Origin of the sequence: Pandoraea fibrosis (genome assembly GCF_000807775.2) — a bacterium.
Classification (GTDB): Bacteria; Pseudomonadota; Gammaproteobacteria; order Burkholderiales; family Burkholderiaceae; genus Pandoraea; species Pandoraea fibrosis.
Window position 1 is genome coordinate 5218555 of record NZ_CP047385.1, and the last position, 16971, is coordinate 5235525.

14 protein-coding genes are annotated in these 16971 nt (G+C 63.3%); 8 read left to right on the plus strand and 6 right to left on the minus strand.

What is annotated here, in order from left to right; translation table 11 throughout:
* Positions 1 to 11: 11 nt before the first annotated feature.
* Genes PI93_RS23055 through PI93_RS23070 form a run of 4 tightly spaced genes read right to left on the minus strand, consistent with a single transcriptional unit; the run spans position 12 to position 4654 of the window.
* Entirely contained in the window at positions 12 to 956 is a 945-nt protein-coding gene (locus tag PI93_RS23055) for an ABC transporter permease (protein ID WP_039372254.1), read from the minus strand.
* A 44-nt stretch (positions 957 to 1000) separates the two neighbouring features.
* Positions 1001 to 2503, minus strand: coding sequence for an ABC transporter substrate-binding protein (locus PI93_RS23060; RefSeq protein ID WP_039372256.1), 1503 nt, complete (start codon positions 2501 to 2503; stop codon positions 1001 to 1003).
* Positions 2504 to 2543: 40 nt separating this feature from the next.
* Positions 2544 to 3632, minus strand: coding sequence for an ABC transporter ATP-binding protein (locus PI93_RS23065; protein WP_039372259.1), 1089 nt, complete (start codon positions 3630 to 3632; stop codon positions 2544 to 2546).
* Positions 3629 to 4654, minus strand: coding sequence for an ABC transporter ATP-binding protein (locus PI93_RS23070; protein WP_407945373.1), 1026 nt, complete (start codon positions 4652 to 4654; stop codon positions 3629 to 3631). Before PI93_RS23070 ends, PI93_RS23065 begins: the two co-directional genes overlap by 4 nt.
* 150 nt (positions 4655 to 4804) lie before the next feature.
* Between PI93_RS23070 and PI93_RS23075 the strand changes: the two genes are divergently transcribed.
* Positions 4805 to 5689 (plus strand): LysR substrate-binding domain-containing protein, encoded by an 885-nt coding sequence (locus tag PI93_RS23075; RefSeq protein WP_039372262.1) that lies wholly within the window; start codon positions 4805 to 4807, stop codon positions 5687 to 5689.
* 70 nt (positions 5690 to 5759) lie between these two features.
* Here PI93_RS23075 and PI93_RS23080 read toward each other — a convergent pair whose 3' ends face one another.
* Entirely contained in the window at positions 5760 to 7094 is a 1335-nt protein-coding gene (locus tag PI93_RS23080; RefSeq protein ID WP_039372267.1) for an MFS transporter, read from the minus strand.
* Positions 7095 to 7254: 160 nt separating this feature from the next.
* Here PI93_RS23080 and cyoA point away from each other — a divergent pair, with 160 nt between their 5' ends.
* The 5 genes from cyoA (at position 7255) to PI93_RS23105 (ending at position 12275) form a co-directional block, all read left to right on the plus strand.
* Positions 7255 to 8289, plus strand: coding sequence for a ubiquinol oxidase subunit II (cyoA, locus tag PI93_RS23085; RefSeq protein ID WP_052240783.1), 1035 nt, complete (start codon positions 7255 to 7257; stop codon positions 8287 to 8289).
* Between the two features lie 65 nt (positions 8290 to 8354).
* Positions 8355 to 10346: a cytochrome o ubiquinol oxidase subunit I gene (gene cyoB / locus PI93_RS23090; protein WP_039372268.1), complete on the plus strand. Its 1992-nt coding sequence runs from the start codon at positions 8355 to 8357 to the stop codon at positions 10344 to 10346.
* An 82-nt stretch (positions 10347 to 10428) separates the two neighbouring features.
* Positions 10429 to 11007 (plus strand): cytochrome o ubiquinol oxidase subunit III, encoded by a 579-nt coding sequence (gene cyoC, locus PI93_RS23095; protein WP_370834729.1) that lies wholly within the window; start codon positions 10429 to 10431, stop codon positions 11005 to 11007.
* Positions 11004 to 11405 carry a cytochrome o ubiquinol oxidase subunit IV gene (gene cyoD, locus PI93_RS23100; RefSeq protein ID WP_039372272.1) on the plus strand — a complete coding sequence of 134 codons (402 nt, stop codon included), beginning with the start codon at positions 11004 to 11006 and terminating at the stop codon, positions 11403 to 11405. The genes cyoC and cyoD overlap by 4 nt, the downstream gene beginning before the upstream one ends.
* A gap of 12 nt (positions 11406 to 11417) precedes the next feature.
* A complete protein-coding gene (locus tag PI93_RS23105) occupies positions 11418 to 12275 on the plus strand; it encodes an SURF1 family protein (RefSeq protein WP_407945339.1) in 858 nt (285 codons plus the stop codon).
* A 19-nt stretch (positions 12276 to 12294) separates the two neighbouring features.
* On the opposite strand, the gene pdxR is transcribed toward PI93_RS23105, so the two are convergent.
* Positions 12295 to 13740: a MocR-like pyridoxine biosynthesis transcription factor PdxR gene (pdxR, locus tag PI93_RS23110; RefSeq protein ID WP_052240784.1), complete on the minus strand. Its 1446-nt coding sequence runs from the start codon at positions 13738 to 13740 to the stop codon at positions 12295 to 12297.
* 229 nt (positions 13741 to 13969) lie between these two features.
* Here pdxR and PI93_RS23115 point away from each other — a divergent pair, with 229 nt between their 5' ends.
* Together PI93_RS23115 and ggt are read left to right on the plus strand one after the other, a co-directional pair.
* Positions 13970 to 14629: a M24 family metallopeptidase gene (locus PI93_RS23115; RefSeq protein WP_039372273.1), complete on the plus strand. Its 660-nt coding sequence runs from the start codon at positions 13970 to 13972 to the stop codon at positions 14627 to 14629.
* Between the two features lie 633 nt (positions 14630 to 15262).
* Positions 15263 to 16885 carry a gamma-glutamyltransferase gene (ggt, locus tag PI93_RS23120; protein ID WP_224786311.1) on the plus strand — a complete coding sequence of 541 codons (1623 nt, stop codon included), beginning with the start codon at positions 15263 to 15265 and terminating at the stop codon, positions 16883 to 16885.
* Positions 16886 to 16971 lie beyond the last annotated feature (86 nt).

The window sequence follows — 16971 nt, forward strand, 5'->3', positions numbered from 1 at the left end:
TCGGATAGGTCTCAGGCGCGACGCAGGCGCGGATTGAGCAGGACGTAAAGCACGTCGGCCAGCAGGTTCAGTACGATGAAGCCCACCGCCGTCACCAGCACTACACCCTGCACCACGGCATAGTCGCGGTTGAACACGGCGTCGACGATCAGCTTGCCGAAGCCCGGAATGGTGAAGACCTGCTCGGTGAGCACGGCACCGGCGAGCAACTCGCCGAACAGCAACGCGAGCACCGTCACGATAGGAATCAGCGCATTGCGCAGCGCATGTTTGAGCACCACCGTGCCGCGCAGGAGCCCTTTGGCGCGCGCCGTGCGAATGTAGTCGGTGCGCAGCACACCGAGCATGGCGCTGCGTGTGTGGCGCATCAACTGTGCGCCCAGCGCCGCCCCGAGCACGAAGGCGGGCATCACCATCGTCTTCAAACTCATCCACAGATCTTCGCCCGGCGGCACATAGCCGGACGAGGGCAGCAACTGCCAGCGCACCGAGACCAGGAAGATCAGCAGAATGCCAAGCCAGAAGTTCGGGATCGACATGCCCGACAAGGCCAGCACGTTCGCGCCGTAATCGATGGCCTTGCCGCGATTCGCCGCCGACAGGATACCGAGCGGAATGCCGATCCCGATGGCGATCACCAGCCCGAACATCGCCAGTTGCAGCGTGACGGGCAACTTCTGCGCGATCAGCGTCGTGACCGGCTCGCCCGTGCGCAGCGAGGCGCCGAGATTGCCGTGCAGCACGTCGCCAATCCAGAGGGCGTACTGCGTGGGCAACGGCTTGTCGAGGTGATACTTCTCTCGCAGCGCGGCAATGACCTGCGGGTTCTGGTCCTCGCCGGCCATCGCGAGCACGGGATCGCCGGGCAACATCTTCTGAAGCCCGAAGATCATCATCGACACGATGATGAGTGTGGGGATCGCGACCAGCGCACGATGAACGACGAGGCGCAGCATGGCGAACTCTTCTCCTTTTCCCGATGACCCGGCTCGTGATCCCGTTATCCCTTCAGGCTCACGCCGCGCAGGCGAATCAAGCCGTCGGGATACGCGACGAACCCCTGCACCTTCTTGCTGAGCACGTATGGCCACGGCTGTACGTACAGATAAAGAATGGGATTCTCGTCGACCAGAATCTTGTTGGCGGCGTCGTACAGCGGCTTGCGCTCGGCCACGCTGGACTTCACGCGGGCGTCGTTGAGCAGCTTGTCGACCTCCGCATTGCAATACTGGCCATAGTTCAGGTTGCCCTTGCAAGTGACGAACTGATGCAGATTGCCGTCCGGATCGACACGTCCCGACCAGCCGTTGTAGAGCACGTCGAAGTCGCCGCGATGTGCCGCGTCGAGCGCCGCCGCATAGTCCATCGGCCGCAGTTTGAGCGTAATGCCCGCTTCGGCGAGCATCGCCTGCAACATCTGCGCCATCTGATTGGAGACGGTGTTGTTGCCAAAGCTCAGCGTGACGTCGACCTTCTCGAAGCCGGCCGATTTGAGCAACGCCTTCGCGCGGGCGACGTCGCGCTTGGTGGTCTTGATCGACGTGTCGTAGTACTGGCCCGAGCGCGGCAGTGCCTGATTGGCCGGCGTGAAGATGCCGCCACCGATGACCTGATTGATGGCGTCGCGATCGATCGCCAGATCGAACGCCTGACGCACGCGCTTGTCACGCAACGCCTTCGGCGCATTTGCCGCCACATTGAACGTGAGGCCGTAATAGCCCAGCCCGTCGATGGTGATGAAGTTCAGGTTGGCATCACGCTTGACCGACTTCACGTCGGACGGCGAGAGGCGCTCCAGCATATCGAGCGATCCCGAGCGCACATTGGCCAGTCGCACGGTCGTGTCGGGAATCGGAAGGAAGATGACCTTTTGCGTCGGATACTTGTCGGCGTCCCAGAAGCCTGCGAATTTCTCCAGCACCACGCGGTCGTTCTGCACGCGCTGGACGAACTTGTACGGTCCTGAGCACACGGGGTGGGCCTGCACGGCAGCGTCGTCGGTGAGCGTCTTGGGCGCGAGCATCATCCCCGCGCGGTCGGACAGCGTGGCGAGCAGCGCGGAATCCGGCGCCTTGAGCACAATGTTGACCGTCGTGTCGTCGATCGCATCGACATGATCGATGGAGGACAATTCGCTCTTGCGATTGCTCGCCGGCAGGCTGCGCGCCCGGTCGAGGTTCGCCTTGACGGCGCGTGCGTTGAAGGGCTCGTCGTCGTGGAACTTCACGCCCTGACGCAGTTTGAACGTCCATGTCTTTCCATCCGCACTCACGCTCCACGACGTCGCAAGCATTGGCACGAACTTCAGATCGGTGCCGATATCGACCAGCGAGCTGCACAGCGAACGCAGCACCATGCGGTCGACGACCTGCGAACTGCGCGCAGGATCGAGCGAACCAATGTCCTCCTGCAAACCGATGCGAAGGGTCGACTGCGCCATCGCAGAGGCTGCACCGGCCGTCAGAGACGCCGCCAGAACAAGATCGAGCAAAACGTTTCGCATGCGTGAGATCCCTTGTGTGTGATGGGGAGTGAAGGTGTGGTTATCCGATGATCGTCGCGTCGGCCTGCGCCTGCCTGGCGCGGTACAGCGCCAGGCGTTCTCCCAGCTTCTCGCTGGGTGCCGCCGCGCGCGCCGGGCTAGCGCCCGCGTTCTGAATCTCGCGCCAGAAGTGGCAAGCCACCTGCCGCCCGTCGGGCAGCACTTCGTCGATGGGTCGCTGCTCGCGGCACGCCGCCTTCGCATGGGGGCAGCGCGGATGAAAACGGCAGCCCGGCGGCGGCGCCGTCGGACTCGGCAATTCGCCGCCCAACGGTGCACGCTCGCGCCGCAGGTGCGGACGACTCGCCGGAATTGCCTGCAACAGCGCCTGTGTATAGGGGTGCAACGGGTTGTCGAATAGCGCGTCGGCGCTGGCCAGTTCAACGATCTCGCCGAGGTACATCACGGCCACACGGTCGCTCATGTGACGGATCACGGCCAGATCGTGGGCGACCATGATGAGCGTCAGGCCAAAGTCGTGCTTGAGCCGTTCGAGCAGGTTGATGACCTGCGCCTGCACGGAAACGTCGAGCGCCGAGACCGGTTCGTCGCCAATGATCACGCGTGGCTCGCCGGCCAACGCGCGGGCGATGCCAATGCGCTGACGCTGTCCGCCGGAGAATTCGTGGGGAAAGCGCTGGGCATAGTCCGGTTGCAGGCCCACAGTGCGCAACAGCTCGGCGACGCGTTCGTCCCGGGCACGCCCGCGCGCGAGTCCATGCAGCGCGATGGGCTCGCCGATCAGGCTGCCGACCGTCATGCTCGGATTGAGCGACGCAAACGGGTCCTGAAAAATGATCTGCAATTCGCGCCGCAGACGACGCATCGCCCCGGCACCCAGCGTCATGATGTCTTCGCCCTGATAGCGCACTTCGCCACGTGTGGCGTCGAGCAAACGCAACAACAGCCGGCCCAGCGTGGATTTGCCGCAGCCGGATTCGCCCACGATGGCGAACGTCTCGCCTGCCTGCACCGCGAACGACACGCCGTTCACGGCATACACGGTAGGCGCACGGGAAAAACCGACACGATGTCCGCCGAAGTGCTTGGTCAGGTCGCGCGCTTCCAGCAGCGGGGATGGGGCGTTCATACGGTGACCTCTTCCAACGGCGTAGCCGGCGGCGTGAGCGTTTCGACCGGCGCGAGCCAGCAGGCCACGCGATGCGCGCCGGACAAGGTGCGCTCGACCGGTGCTTCGCGCGTACAACGCGCTTGCGCGAAGGGGCAGCGCGGCGCAAAGCGGCAACCGGCGGGCATGCGCTCGGGCGACGGCACGGCGCCGCGAATGGTGGCGAGTGTGCCCTCGCGTTTGCCGATCGAGGGAATCGCCCCCATCAGGCCGATGGTGTACGGATGCTGCGGATCGTCGAAGACCTCGTCGGCCGTGCCATATTCGACGATGCGTCCGGCATACATCACGGCAACGTCGTCGGCGACCTCGGCCACCACACCCAGATCGTGCGTAATGAGCACGACAGCGGTTCCCGTTTCGCGCTGCAACGTCTGAATGAGCGTGAGCACTTGCGCCTGAATCGTCACGTCGAGCGCCGTGGTCGGCTCGTCGGCAATCAGCAGCGCGGGCCGGTTGGCCAGCGCCATGGCAATCATCACGCGCTGGCGCATCCCGCCCGAGAGTTCGTGCGGATAGTTGTCGAGCCGGGTTTCCGGTGCGGGAATACGCACCCGTTTGAGCATGTCGAGCGCCTCGGCGCGTGCAGCGCGCCGGTCAAGCCCCCGATGTCGGCGAATGCCTTCCTCGATCTGATGGCCGATGGTGAATGCCGGATTGAGCGACGTCATCGGCTCCTGAAAGATCATCGCCAGCCGATTGCCGCGCAGGTCGGCGAACTTGCGCTCGTCCAGCGCCAGCAGATCGCGGCCTTCGAACATCGCCCGGCCGGCCACGATATTCGCCGGCGGGCTTGGCAGCAGCCCCATCAGCGCGAGCGACGTCACGCTCTTGCCGCAGCCCGATTCGCCAACGATGCACAGCGTCTTGCCGGGATGCACGGCAAACGAGACCCCGTCGATCAGGTTCGGCGCGTCGGGCGCCTTGGAGAATTTCAGCGATAGTCCGGTGACATCGAGCACCGGCCCAGCGTCTGCGGGCATGGTCATGGGCGCGTTGTGTGGGTCGGTCTTCCCGCCCTGCATCCCGGCGAGCCGGTCATGAGGGATGGGCATGACACGATTATGTCTCCCACGCGATCAAAGGAAATATTAATATTTCTTTTTCATTCGTAAATTATTTTTAACTTCCAGATGCTCACATTGCGAATGTTGAAGACGTTCCGGCTAGTGGCACAAACCGGTTCGTTTGCGGCGGCGGCCGAGCGCGCTGCGCTCACCCAGGCGGCCGTCAGCCTGCAAATGCGCGGGCTTGAAGACGCCGTCGGCCAGCGGCTGTTCGACCGGCGCGGGCGGCAAATCACGCTCACGCGGCAGGGGCGCGATCTGTTTCCTCGCGTGGAGCAGATTCTGGCGCTCACGGCCGAGCTGACCGCCACGCCGATCGATGCCATGCAGGGGCCCGTGACCATTGGTGCGGTGGTGTCGGTCATCGGCGCCCTCTCGCTCGTGGTTGCCGAACTGAAGACGGCGCACCCTCGCCTTGACGTGCGCCTCACCTCTGCGCGCTCCGACGAACTCACCGATCTCGTCGAGCAAGGCGAGGTCGATATCGCCGCCGTGGTTGCCCGTGCCGACGAGGCGCGGGCCGACGGGCTGGTGTGGACGCCGCTCTACACCGAGCCGATGGTCATGGTCGTGAATCGCGACGTGATCGAGACGGAACCCGGCGAGACTGAACCGCAGCGCATTCTCGATGAGCACGCGTTTTTGCGCTTCGACCGACGCGTTCGCACCGGTATGGTGGTCGAGCAGGCATTGCGCGCGGCGAAGCTCGGCGTGACCGAGTACCTGGAGTTGAACTCCATCGAGACGATCGTGGCGCTGGTTCGCAAGAACGTCGGCGTGTCCGTGTTGCCGCTGCTGCATCGTGGCGACTGGCAATCCGACCCGCTCTTGCGCATCGTGCCGATTGCGCAGCCACCTTTGCTGCGCACGGTCGGCATGATTCATCGCGAGCACGATTCGCGCACACACAGCATTACGGCTGCCATCGCCGCCATGCTGCAAGACGTGTGAGTTTCCCGCAGGCATTGAAAACGGCGCGAACCCGTCGCGCCGTCGGCAAGACATGAGGTAGTGCCCGACGTCAGTCGCGCGTCTCGAACGCTTTGTTGATCCGCAGGGCCAGCAAGGTGCACACCGTGCCCGAGAGCAGATAGGCGCTCACGGCGACCAGACCAAACTCGGACGACAGCCCCAGAGCCACCAGCGGCGCGAACGCCGCACCGAACAGCCACGCGAAGTCGGTCGTAAGCGCCGCCCCGGTGTAGCGGAAGCGCTGCTCGAAGTTTGACGTCACCGTGCCGGCTGCCTGCCCATACGACAGACCGAGCAGCGCGAAGCCCACCAGAATGAAGATGTCCTGCTGTGTCGATCCGCCGCCCATCAGGAACGGCGCGAAGAGCGCGAACACGCCGATGAAAATGGCGAAAAGGCCGAGCGTCGTGCGCCGGCCGATGCGGTCGGCGATGCGTCCGGAAATGACCGTGCACACAATCGCAATCGCCGCCCCGCAAAGTTGCACGATCAACACACTGTTCAGATCCTGTGTGTTTTGCAGGGCAATCCACGACAGGGGGAACACCGTCACCAAGTGAAACAGCGCGTAGCTGGCGAGCGCGGCAAACGCACCGAGAAAGATGTTGTAGCCCTGCGAGCGCATCATCTCTCGCGTGCTGATCGGCTCCAATTGCCCTTCTTCCAGCATCTCCGTGTACTCGTGCGTCACCACCAGACGCAGCCGCGCGAACAGCGCCACCACGTTCACGGCGAACGCCACGTAGAACGGGTACCGCCAGCCCCATGTGAGGAAGTCGTCGGACTCAAGGCTCCAGTGCAGGAACAGGAACAGACCGGCCGCGATGATGAAGCCGATCGGTGCGCCCAACTGCCCCATCATCGAATACCAGCCGCGCCGTTGCGGTGGGGCGTTCATCGCGAGCAGCGATGGCAGACCATCCCACGAACCACCGAAACCGATGCCCTGAACCAGGCGGAAAAATGCCAGCAGCCAGATCGCGCGATCGCCCAGCACGGCGTATCCCGGCAGGAAAGCCATGCCGGCCGTGGCCGTGCCAAGTACGAACAGCGCTGCAGTGAGCTTCACACTGCGCCCCCAGCGGCGCTGCACGTTCATGAACAACGCGGTGCCGAAGGGGCGCGAGATAAATGCGAAGGAGAAGATCGTGAACGCGTACAGCAGGCCTTTCAGCCCGTCGGCGAACGGAAAGAAAACGTGGGGAAAGACGAGGACAGCGGCGATACCGAACACAAAAAAGTCGAAGTACTCGGAGGTACGTCCGACGACCACACCGACGGCGATTTCCTCCGGCGCAATGCGGGACTTGCTCCCGTGATCATGCGCCGTCGTCGCGACGGTGACGCCCTGCGGCGTCGGCGTTTGATGAGCACTGCTTGACATTATCGGACCCCCTTGCGGATCGGGATGACCATGACACTCGTGCCAGAAAAGCATCGCAGGTATCGCGAATCGACGCTATAGGGTTTACCCTAGATTGATGCATCAGAGTGTGGGGGCCATGATGGGTCCGGTCTAAGGCTACGGTTCCATCGATCGCAGCATGACTTCCCCCAAGTTCGTTCGCGGGGTACTTTTGCTCCCCGCCGCCGCGTTGCTGTCCGGATGCAATACCGTATTGATGTCGCCATCGGGCGATCTCGCGGTAAGGCAGCGGGACATCATCATCGTTTCCACCGTCTTGATGTTGCTGATCATCGTTCCGGTGATCGTGTTGACATTACTCTTTGCGTGGCGCTATCGCGCCTCGAACAAGAACGCCGTCTACACCCCCGAATGGGATCACTCGACGCTGCTCGAACTGCTCATCTGGGCCGCGCCGCTGCTGATCATCATCGCGCTGGGAGCGCTCACCTGGGTGAGCACGCACAAGCTCGATCCCTACCGGCCGCTCGAGCGAATCGACGCCAGACGCGATCTGCTCCCCGACACGCGCCCGCTGACGGTGCAAGTGGTCGCGATGGACTGGAAGTGGTTGTTCTTCTATCCCGATCAGGGAATTGCCACCGTCAACGAGCTGGCGGCGCCGGTAGATCGGCCGATCCGCTTCGAGATCACATCGACCACGATGATGAACTCGTTCTTCGTTCCTGCGCTGGCCGGTCAGATCTACGCCATGCCCGGCATGGAGACCAAGCTCCACGCGATCATCAACAAGCCCGGCGTTTATGACGGCTTCTCCGCGAACTACAGCGGGGCGGGCTTCTCGGGCATGCGATTCAAGTTCCACGGTCTCTCGGCAGACGACTTCGACGCCTGGGTGAAACAGGTCAAGGCGAAGGGCGACAACCTCTCGCGCGACAAGTACCTCGCGCTCGAGAAGCCGAGCGAATGGGTTCCCGTGCATTACTACGGCGATGTCGCGCCCGATCTCTATGACGCGATCCTGAACCGTTGCGTGCAGGCCGGGCAGCCCTGCCTGAAAGACATGATGGACCAGCCCAATCACCAGCACGCGAGCAAAGCGCCCGCAGGCAGGACCGACGCGTTGCTTGCCAATGCGATGTGCACGGCGCAGAACACCGTGCAGTTCGCTTCCGGCATGCCACGTGCCCCCGGTGAAGGGCTCACGCAGTGACGCACACCGCGCGCAACCCTCGACAATGATGCGCCTCGCGCGCGAATGATCCCAGGCTCTCGCTTATGGACATCGTCAAGCTGATCTTCGGCCGCCTCACGATCGAGGCTATCCCGTACCACGAACCGATCCTGCTCGCGACGTTTGCGGGTGTGGCCATCGGCGGCATCGTCGTACTGGGCGCCATCACCTACTTCAAACTCTGGGGCTATCTGTGGCGTGAGTGGTTCACGAGCATCGATCACAAGAAGATCGGCATCATGTACGTGATCCTCGGCATCATCATGTTGCTCCGCGGCTTTGCCGACGCCGCGATGATGCGCCTGCAACAAGCGGTCTCGTTCGGCGACAACATGGGGTATCTGCCGCCGCACCACTACGACCAGATCTTCACGGCGCACGGCGTGATCATGATCTTCTTCGTGGCGATGCCGCTCGTGACCGGGCTCATGAACTTCGTGGTGCCGCTGCAAATCGGTGCGCGCGACGTGGCGTTTCCGTTCCTCAACAACTTCAGCTTCTGGATGACGACGAGCGGTGCCGTGCTCGTGATGATGTCGCTGTTCGTCGGCGAATTTGCGCGCACTGGCTGGCTGGCGTATCCGCCCTTGTCCGGCGTGTTGCAGAGTCCGGACGTGGGCGTCGATTACTACATCTGGGCCTTGCAGATCGCGGGGATCGGCACCCTGCTCTCGGGGATCAACCTGCTCGTGACCATCGTGAAGATGCGCGCACCGGGCATGTCGATGATGCGCATGCCGGTCTTCACGTGGACGTCGCTGTGCACCAACGTGCTGATCGTGGCCGCCTTCCCGGTGCTGACCGCCGTGCTCGCTCTGCTGGCACTGGATCGCTACGCGGGCACCAACTTCTTCACGAACGATCTCGGCGGCAACGCCATGATGTACGTGAACCTGATCTGGATCTGGGGCCACCCCGAGGTCTACATTCTCGTGCTGCCGGTGTTCGGCGTGTTCTCCGAAGTCGTCTCCACGTTCTCCGGCAAGCGGCTGTTCGGCTACGCGTCGATGGTCTATGCGACGGTGGTGATTACCGTGCTGTCGTACCTCGTGTGGCTGCACCACTTCTTCACGATGGGCTCCGGCGCCAGTGTGAATTCGTTCTTCGGTATCACCACGATGATCATCTCGATACCGACCGGGGCCAAGATATTCAACTGGCTGTTCACCATGTATCGCGGCCGTATCCGCTTTGAAGTGCCCATGCTGTGGACGGTCGGCTTCATGATCACGTTCGTCATCGGCGGCATGACCGGCGTGCTGCTCGCCGTGCCGCCAGCGGACTTCTCGCTGCATAACGGCCTGTTCCTGATCGCGCACTTCCACAACGTGATCATCGGCGGCGTGATCTTCGGGATCATGGCGGCCATCACTTACTGGTTCCCGAAAGCCTTCGGCTACCGGCTCGATCCGTTCTGGGGCAAGTGCTCGTTCTGGTTCTGGTTCATCGGCTTCTACGTCGCCTTCATGCCGCTGTATCTGCTCGGTCTGATGGGCGTGACGCGGCGCATGAGCCACTTCGACGATATGTCGCTGCAGATCTGGTTCCAGGTCGCCGCCGTGGGCGCGCTGCTCATCGCCATCGGCATCGGATGCTTCATCATCCAGCTCGTGGTGAGTTTCATGCGCCGCGAGCAACTGCGCGACGATACCGGCGACCCGTGGAATGGCCGCACGCTGGAGTGGTCGACGTCATCGCCGCCGCCGGCTTACAACTTCGCCTTCACGCCGCTCATTCACGATAACGACGCCTGGTGGCAAATGAAGCAGCACGGCTTCAAGCGTCCGGAGAATGGTTTCCTCCCGATTCACATGCCGAAGAACACCGGGGCGGGCATCATCCTCGCCGGGCTTTCAACGGTCTGCGGCTTCGGGCTCATCTGGCACATGTGGCTGGTGGTGATCGTCGCGTTCGTGGCGCTGCTCGCCGTCGCGATCGGTCACACGTTCAACTATCACCGCGAGTACTACATCCCGGCCGATCAGGTCGAACACACGGAGGCAGCGCGCACGCGACTGCTCGCCCAGCATGTCTGATACGACCGCAACGTTCCCGCCTGGGGGCGCCCCGCTCGGGGCCCACACGCCGAGTCCACCGCGCGACGGCGATCTGAAGTTCATGATGACGAGCGACTATCACCCGCCCAACGGGACGTTGCTCGGCTTCTGGGTCTACCTGATGAGCGACTGTCTCGTCTTCGCCTGTCTGTTTGCGGCGTATGGCGTGCTCGGGCGCAACTACGCGGGCGGGCCGACCGGCGCAGAGCTGTTCGAACTGCCGCTCGTCGCGGTGAATACGACCTTCCTGCTGCTCTCGTCGATCACCTACGGGTTCGCGATGCTGGAGATGCAAAAGCGCCGCCAAAGTGCCGTGCTCGGCTGGCTCGCCGTGACCGGCGTGCTCGGCGCGGCGTTCCTCTCGCTGGAACTGTACGAATTCGCGACCCTCATTCACGAGGGCGCAGGCCCGTGGCGCAGCGCGTTCCTGTCGTCGTTCTTTACGCTGGTGAGCACGCACGGGCTGCACGTCACGTTCGGCATCATCTGGCTCATCACGCTGATGGTGCAAGTCGGCAAGCATGGCCTCACGGCGCCCAACCGCCGCCGGCTGATGTGCCTGTCGATGTTCTGGCACTTTCTCGACGTCGTGTGGATCGGCGTCTTCACGTTTGTCTATCTGATGGGAGTGCTGCCGTGAGCACCCACGACTCGACGATGCACGATGCCGACGGACACGATCACGACCACGATCATGGCGACGAAGGGCCGCACAGCACGCTGCGCGGTTATGCGACCGGCTTCATCCTGTCGGTCGTGCTCACCGCCATTCCGTTCTGGTTCGTGATGGGCGGGGTGTTCGAGAAATCGAGCACTACCGCGATCATGATTCTCTTTCTGGGCGCGATTCAGATCGTTGTGCATATGATTTACTTCCTGCACATGAACGGGAAGTCCGAGGGCGGCTGGAACCTGCTGTCGCTGATTTTCACTATCGTGCTGGTCGTGATTACGCTGTCGGGATCGCTATGGGTGATGTATCACCTGAACCAGAACATGATGCCGGGTATGATGCAGGATACGAAAAACCTTCCTTGAACGGCATTCCCCTTGAGCAGCAATCGACTTCATGACTCGGGGGACGCACAGCGTCCCCCGCGCGCTTCCGGCGCTTCCGGCGCCCCCGCCCGTCCCTCTGCCCTGCGGCTGGTCATTCTCGGCGTCATTACGCTGGTGCTGATCACGGTGTTCGCGTCTCTTGGCACCTGGCAGCTTCAGCGCCGCGCCTGGAAACTCGATCTCATCGAGCGCGTGAATTCACGCGTGCATGCACCGCCCGCGCCCGCCCCTGCCCGCTCGCAGTGGCCCGCCATCAATGCGGCCGACGACGAATATCGTCACGTTTCGCTCACCGGTGCGTATCAATTCGACAAGGACACTCTCGTGCAGGCCGTCACCGATCTGGGCGGCGGGTACTGGGTGCTCACGCCGCTGCGCACGGCCGACGGCGACGAAGTGCTGGTCAACCGGGGCTTCGTGCCGCCGGGCTGGAAAGAGGCGGAGCCGCCCGCCCCGGCGGGTGACGTCACCGTCACCGGTCTGCTGCGCATGCCCGAGCCGGGGGGCGGGTTCCTGCGCAAGAACGCGCCATCGGAAAACCTCTGGTATTCGCGAGACGTCGCAGGCATCGCGGCCGCACGCGGCCTGACGGCAACCGACGTGGCGCCTTACTTCATCGATGCCGACGGCAAGCCGGGCGCGAGCGCCGGCACCCACGCCGTTCGAGGCGATGCCGAAGCCGTCACCGGCAACGCGCCCGCACGCGACTACCCCGTGGGCGGACTCACCGTAGTGCAGTTCCCGAACAACCACATGAGCTATCTGTTGACGTGGTACGCCCTGGCCCTCATGTCAGCCGTGGCCGGCTGGTTCGTGATCCGGCTGGAACTGCGCAAGCGCGCAGACTGAGACGCAGGACGACGCGGACTTACCTTGCCGCCGCCGCAATGGCGTCGGCGATCCGCGTCGCAATCTCCGGCAAGCGCGCATCGTCGAGCGCGGCGTAGCCGAGCACCAGCGCAGGCGCCACGGTCTGCGAGCGGGTGAACTCCCCCAGCCCTTCCACGAATACCTCCTGCTCGCGCAGCGTTGCGACGAGCGCCGCCTCGTCGACTTGCAACGGCAACCAGAGGACGAAGTGAAATCCCGCATGCTCGCCCGTCACGCGGCACGGTGGGGTCATCCGCGAACGAAGTCCATCCAGCAACAGATTGCGGCGGCGCAGATAAACACTGCGCGACGCGCGCAGATGCCGCGCAAAATCACCGGCATCGATATAGCTCGCCAACGCCATCTGCTCGATGAGACTATTGGCGCGCCCCGACGCCGAGCGCAGCCCCGCGATTCGGGTGAGCAACGCCGCAGGGGCCAGCAAATAGCCGATGCGCAGCGACGGAAATAGCGTCTTGTTGAAGCTGCTGCAATGAATCACCCGAGCCTGCGTATCGATCGCCTTGAGCGCCGGCAGCGGCGCACTGCCGTAGCTGAACTCGCTGTCGTAGTCGTCCTCGACGATCCACACGCCGCGCGACGCCGCCCATTCCAGCAGTTGCATGCGACGATTGATCGACATCGTGGTGCCCAGCGGCGCCTGATGCGCAGGGGTGACGTAGGCAATGCCCGAGCGCCCCGCCCCGGCGCGCTCTGCGGCCTCCACGACGAAGCCTTCGTCGTCGACCGGCACGCTCACACAGCGCTGCGTCGGCGCCTTGAGCAACGACGCCAGATTCTTGTATCCGGGATCTTCGAAGTAGAACGCAGTGGTGTCGTCCGCCAGCACGTCGGTGACGAGATCGATCGCATGACGAATCCCTGTGGTCACGACGATCTCGGCGGCGTCGCATGCAATACCGCGCGTCACACGGACATAACGCGCGATGCTCTCGCGCAGTGGCAAATAGCCGCGCGGATCGGTATCGGCCAACAACTCGGGGGTGACCGCACGCAAGGCGCGGTTCATGTGCTTGCGCCACGCGGGCAGGGAGAAGAGCGCGGCATCCACCGAACGGCCGGTCTTGAGTGCAATCGACGCCGCGTTTTCGGGCAATGGGGCGGCAAGCATTCCGGCATCCTGCGCCGCATGCGTCGATGCCACGGCCGCCGACAGGTCCGCCACCACTTCAGTACCCGCGCCAACGCGGCTTGCCACATACCCTTCCAGCGTCAGTTGCTCGAACGCCAGCTCGACGATCCCGCGCGACACGCCCCACCGCTCCGCCAGCGTGCGCGTGGACGGCAACCGGTCGCCCCGGCGCAACTCGCCCGCCACGATGCGCTCGCGCACACAACGATAGACCCACGCCTGACGTGTCTCCTTCTCATGGCGATCCGCTAGCGGCAGTTCAAGCGATTGACTGAGGTGTCGTCGGCGCATGGCAAGGATTCGGCGAAGGGTGAGCGAAAGCATGCAACGGGTTGCGGCGTGCCATGTCGCCATGTCGCCACGCCGCCGGAAGCCATCCAAAGTGGCCCAATCGGGACCGCGACAAATGGCGCTTCGAATTATACAAGTAAGACCGTATGCTTATCGGCGTGGCGCTTGTCATGCAGGTTGCAACGCGACGGGCGGCCCCCAAAGTCATAAAGATCAGTGGAGAGATTCAATGGAGTTGGCACAACGAGAAGCGGTCGGGGCGAAGTTCAGCGCCGCCGCCATGCAGCGCGCGCAGGCCCTCACATGGGAAGCGACCGAAAAGATCGCCGCCCTGATCAAGCCCGGCATGCGCGAATCGGAAGCGATTGCCGCGAGCAAGACGCTGCTCGGCACACTCGGCATGGACCGCATCTGGCACCCCGTGCTGATCCGCTTCGGCGAAAACACGCTGCGCACGTTCAGTGAGCGCAGCGAAAACGACCCGGTACTGGGCGACGACGACATCTACTTCATCGACATCGGCGTGGTGTTTGGTGCGCACGAGGGCGATTGCGGCTTCACGCGCACAACCGGCACCGATCCCGAGATGCAACGCTGTGCCGACGACGCGAAGCGCCTGTTCGACATCGTGCAGGAACACTGGCGCACGCAGGGCGTAAGCGGTGTGGCGCTGTACGAGTTCGCGAAGGCGCAGGCCGAGGCGATGGGCTGGGTGCTCAACCTCGATATGAAGGGCCATCGCGTGAGCGACTTCCCGCACGCCATCTACAAGGCCGGCAAACTCGCCGATCTGGCAGATACACCCAGCGGTGGTCTGTGGATTCTGGAGATCCAGATCGCGCACCCGACACGTGCGTTCGGCGCGTTCTACGAAGACCTGCTGGTCTGATCGACCGGGTCCAATGAGCGGCAACGATTGGCGTTGCCGCTCAACACCGCGTTCCATCCAACGCCCCCCTCCCGTCGCCGCGTGCCACCTCGCACGAAAGCGTGACGCATGCGCCGGCACCGAGTCGATGACGACGTGGTGACAGCGCAACAGCCTCGGGGTCGATTCGCCTCGCGATCCGCCTCATTTCGACGGACAATCCCCCGTCTTCATCTGGCCCCAAATATCATCCAGCGCTTGCCAGTGAAGGCGCGAACGCCTTTTCGCGAAATGTCCAGTGCCACCCGAGATCGCGTCGTGGCCCGCCGCCCGGACTTTTGGCGCATCTTTCCCCAATTACCCGTTATGCGTTAACGTTCGATAGTCGACGGAACTTTTACGCACGTCAGTCATACGGCAGCGGAGACGTCGCCCCGGAACAGCGCCGGCCTCAGGCGCGGTACGAGGGCGAGCTTGCCGATCGTGCGTCCGTCGCCGGCGCAGTTGACGTTCCATTTATCTCGCTCAGACAAGAACCATAGAAAGACGATGAAAAACCCAACTTTCACTAAAGCGCTTCTGGCGACAGCTCTGAGCTGTGCGCTATTCAACGTCCACGCAGCCTCGCAGGCACCGGTCGGTGCCGAGAACGGTATGGTCGTCACGGCCCAGCACCTTGCGTCGAAAGTCGGCGTGGACGTGCTCAAGGCTGGCGGTAACGCCATCGACGCCGCCGTTGCCGTGGGCTACGCCCTCGCCGTGGTGTATCCGGCAGCCGGCAATATCGGCGGCGGTGGCTTCATGACGATCCAGCTTGCCGATGGCCGCAAGACCTTCCTCGACTTCCGCGAGAAGGCCCCGCTGGCTGCCACGGCGAACATGTATCTCGACAAGGACGGCAACGTCATCAAGGGTGCCTCGACCACCGGCTATCTCGCCGTAGGCGTGCCGGGCACCGTGTCGGGCATGGAATACGCCCGCGAGAAGTACGGCACGAAGACGCGTCAGCAACTGCTCGCCCCGGCGGTCACGCTCGCGGACAAGGGCTTTGTGCTCGATCAGGGCGACGTCGACATGCTGTGGACGTCGACCAAGGATTTCGAGAAGGATCGTGCCAACTCGGGCGCCATCTTCCTGAACAAGGGACAGCCGTTCCAGCCGGGCGAGCGTCTCGTGCAGAAGGATCTCGCACGCACGCTGAAGCTCATCAGCGCCAAGGGCACCGATGGCTTCTACAAGGGTGAAGTCGCCGACAAGCTCGTGGCGTCGATGAAGGCCGGCGGCGGCATCATCACGCAGGCCGACCTCGATCAGTACAAGACGCGCGAACTCGCCCCGGTCGAATGCGACTATCGTGGCTATCACGTGGTGTCGGCACCGCCCCCCAGCTCGGGCGGCGTGGTGATCTGCGAGATCATGAACATCCTCGAGGGCTACCCGATGAAGGAACTGGGTTATCACTCGGCGCAGGGTGTGCACTACACGATCGAGGCGATGCGTCACGCTTACGTCGACCGCAACAGCTATCTGGGCGACCCGGACTTCATCAAGAACCCGATCGCGCAGTTGCTCGACAAGAGCTACGCCGCCAAGCTGCGTGCCGCCATCAACCCGCAGAAGGCCGGTATTTCGCAAGAGATCAAGCCGGGCGTGCCGCCGCATGAAGGCAGCAACACCACGCACTACTCGATCATCGACCGCGACGGCAACGCTGTGTCCGTCACCTACACGTTGAACGACTGGTTCGGCGCGAAGGTCATGGCCAACGGCACGGGCGTGCTGCTCAACGACGAAATGGACGACTTCACCGCCAAGGTCGGGGTGCCGAACCTGTACGGCCTGATCCAGGGTGAAGCGAACGCCATCGGCCCGGGTCGCCGTCCGCTGTCGTCGATGAGCCCGACGATCGTCACGAAGGATGGCAAGCCGGTCATGGTGGTGGGTACGCCGGGCGGTAGCCGCATCATTACGGCAACGCTGCTGACGATGCTCAACGTCATCGACTACGGCATGAATCTGCAGGAAGCCGTCGATGCACCGCGCTTCCATCAACAGTGGATGCCGGAGGCGACCAACATCGAGCCGTTCGCGCTGAGCCCCGACACGCAGAAGATTCTCGAGAGCTGGGGCCAGAAGTTTGCCGGCCCGCAACCGGCGAATCACATCGCCGCGATTATCGTCGGCGCGCCGTCGCTGGGCGGTAAACCGATCGGCAAGAACCGCTACTACGGTTCGAACGATCCGCGTCGCAATACGGGTCTCGCACTCGGGTATTAACGCGATGCCTTGATCCGGACTGTGTCCGGTACAGTCAGTCGATGGGGCCGCGCGAGCGGCCCCATTGATTTTGCAACGGCGCTAAA

Bases quoted from the DNA above. Each gene is read 5' to 3' on its own strand.
- PI93_RS23055 (WP_039372254.1), bottom strand. From the start codon at position 956: ATGCTGCGCCTCGTCGTTCATCGTGCGCTGGTCGCGATCCCCACACTC.
- PI93_RS23060 (WP_039372256.1), bottom strand. From the start codon at position 2,503: ATGCGAAACGTTTTGCTCGATCTTGTTCTGGCGGCGTCTCTGACGGCC.
- PI93_RS23065 (WP_039372259.1), bottom strand. From the start codon at position 3,632: ATGAACGCCCCATCCCCGCTGCTGGAAGCGCGCGACCTGACCAAGCAC.
- PI93_RS23070 (WP_407945373.1), bottom strand. From the start codon at position 4,654: ATGCCCGCAGACGCTGGGCCGGTGCTCGATGTCACCGGACTATCGCTG.
- PI93_RS23075 (WP_039372262.1), top strand. From the start codon at position 4,805: ATGCTCACATTGCGAATGTTGAAGACGTTCCGGCTAGTGGCACAAACC.
- PI93_RS23080 (WP_039372267.1), bottom strand. From the start codon at position 7,094: ATGTCAAGCAGTGCTCATCAAACGCCGACGCCGCAGGGCGTCACCGTC.
- cyoA (WP_052240783.1), top strand. From the start codon at position 7,255: ATGACTTCCCCCAAGTTCGTTCGCGGGGTACTTTTGCTCCCCGCCGCC.
- cyoB (WP_039372268.1), top strand. From the start codon at position 8,355: ATGGACATCGTCAAGCTGATCTTCGGCCGCCTCACGATCGAGGCTATC.
- cyoC (WP_370834729.1), top strand. From the start codon at position 10,429: ATGATGACGAGCGACTATCACCCGCCCAACGGGACGTTGCTCGGCTTC.
- pdxR (WP_052240784.1), bottom strand. From the start codon at position 13,740: ATGCGCCGACGACACCTCAGTCAATCGCTTGAACTGCCGCTAGCGGAT.
- PI93_RS23115 (WP_039372273.1), top strand. From the start codon at position 13,970: ATGGAGTTGGCACAACGAGAAGCGGTCGGGGCGAAGTTCAGCGCCGCC.
- ggt (WP_224786311.1), top strand. From the start codon at position 15,263: ATGGTCGTCACGGCCCAGCACCTTGCGTCGAAAGTCGGCGTGGACGTG.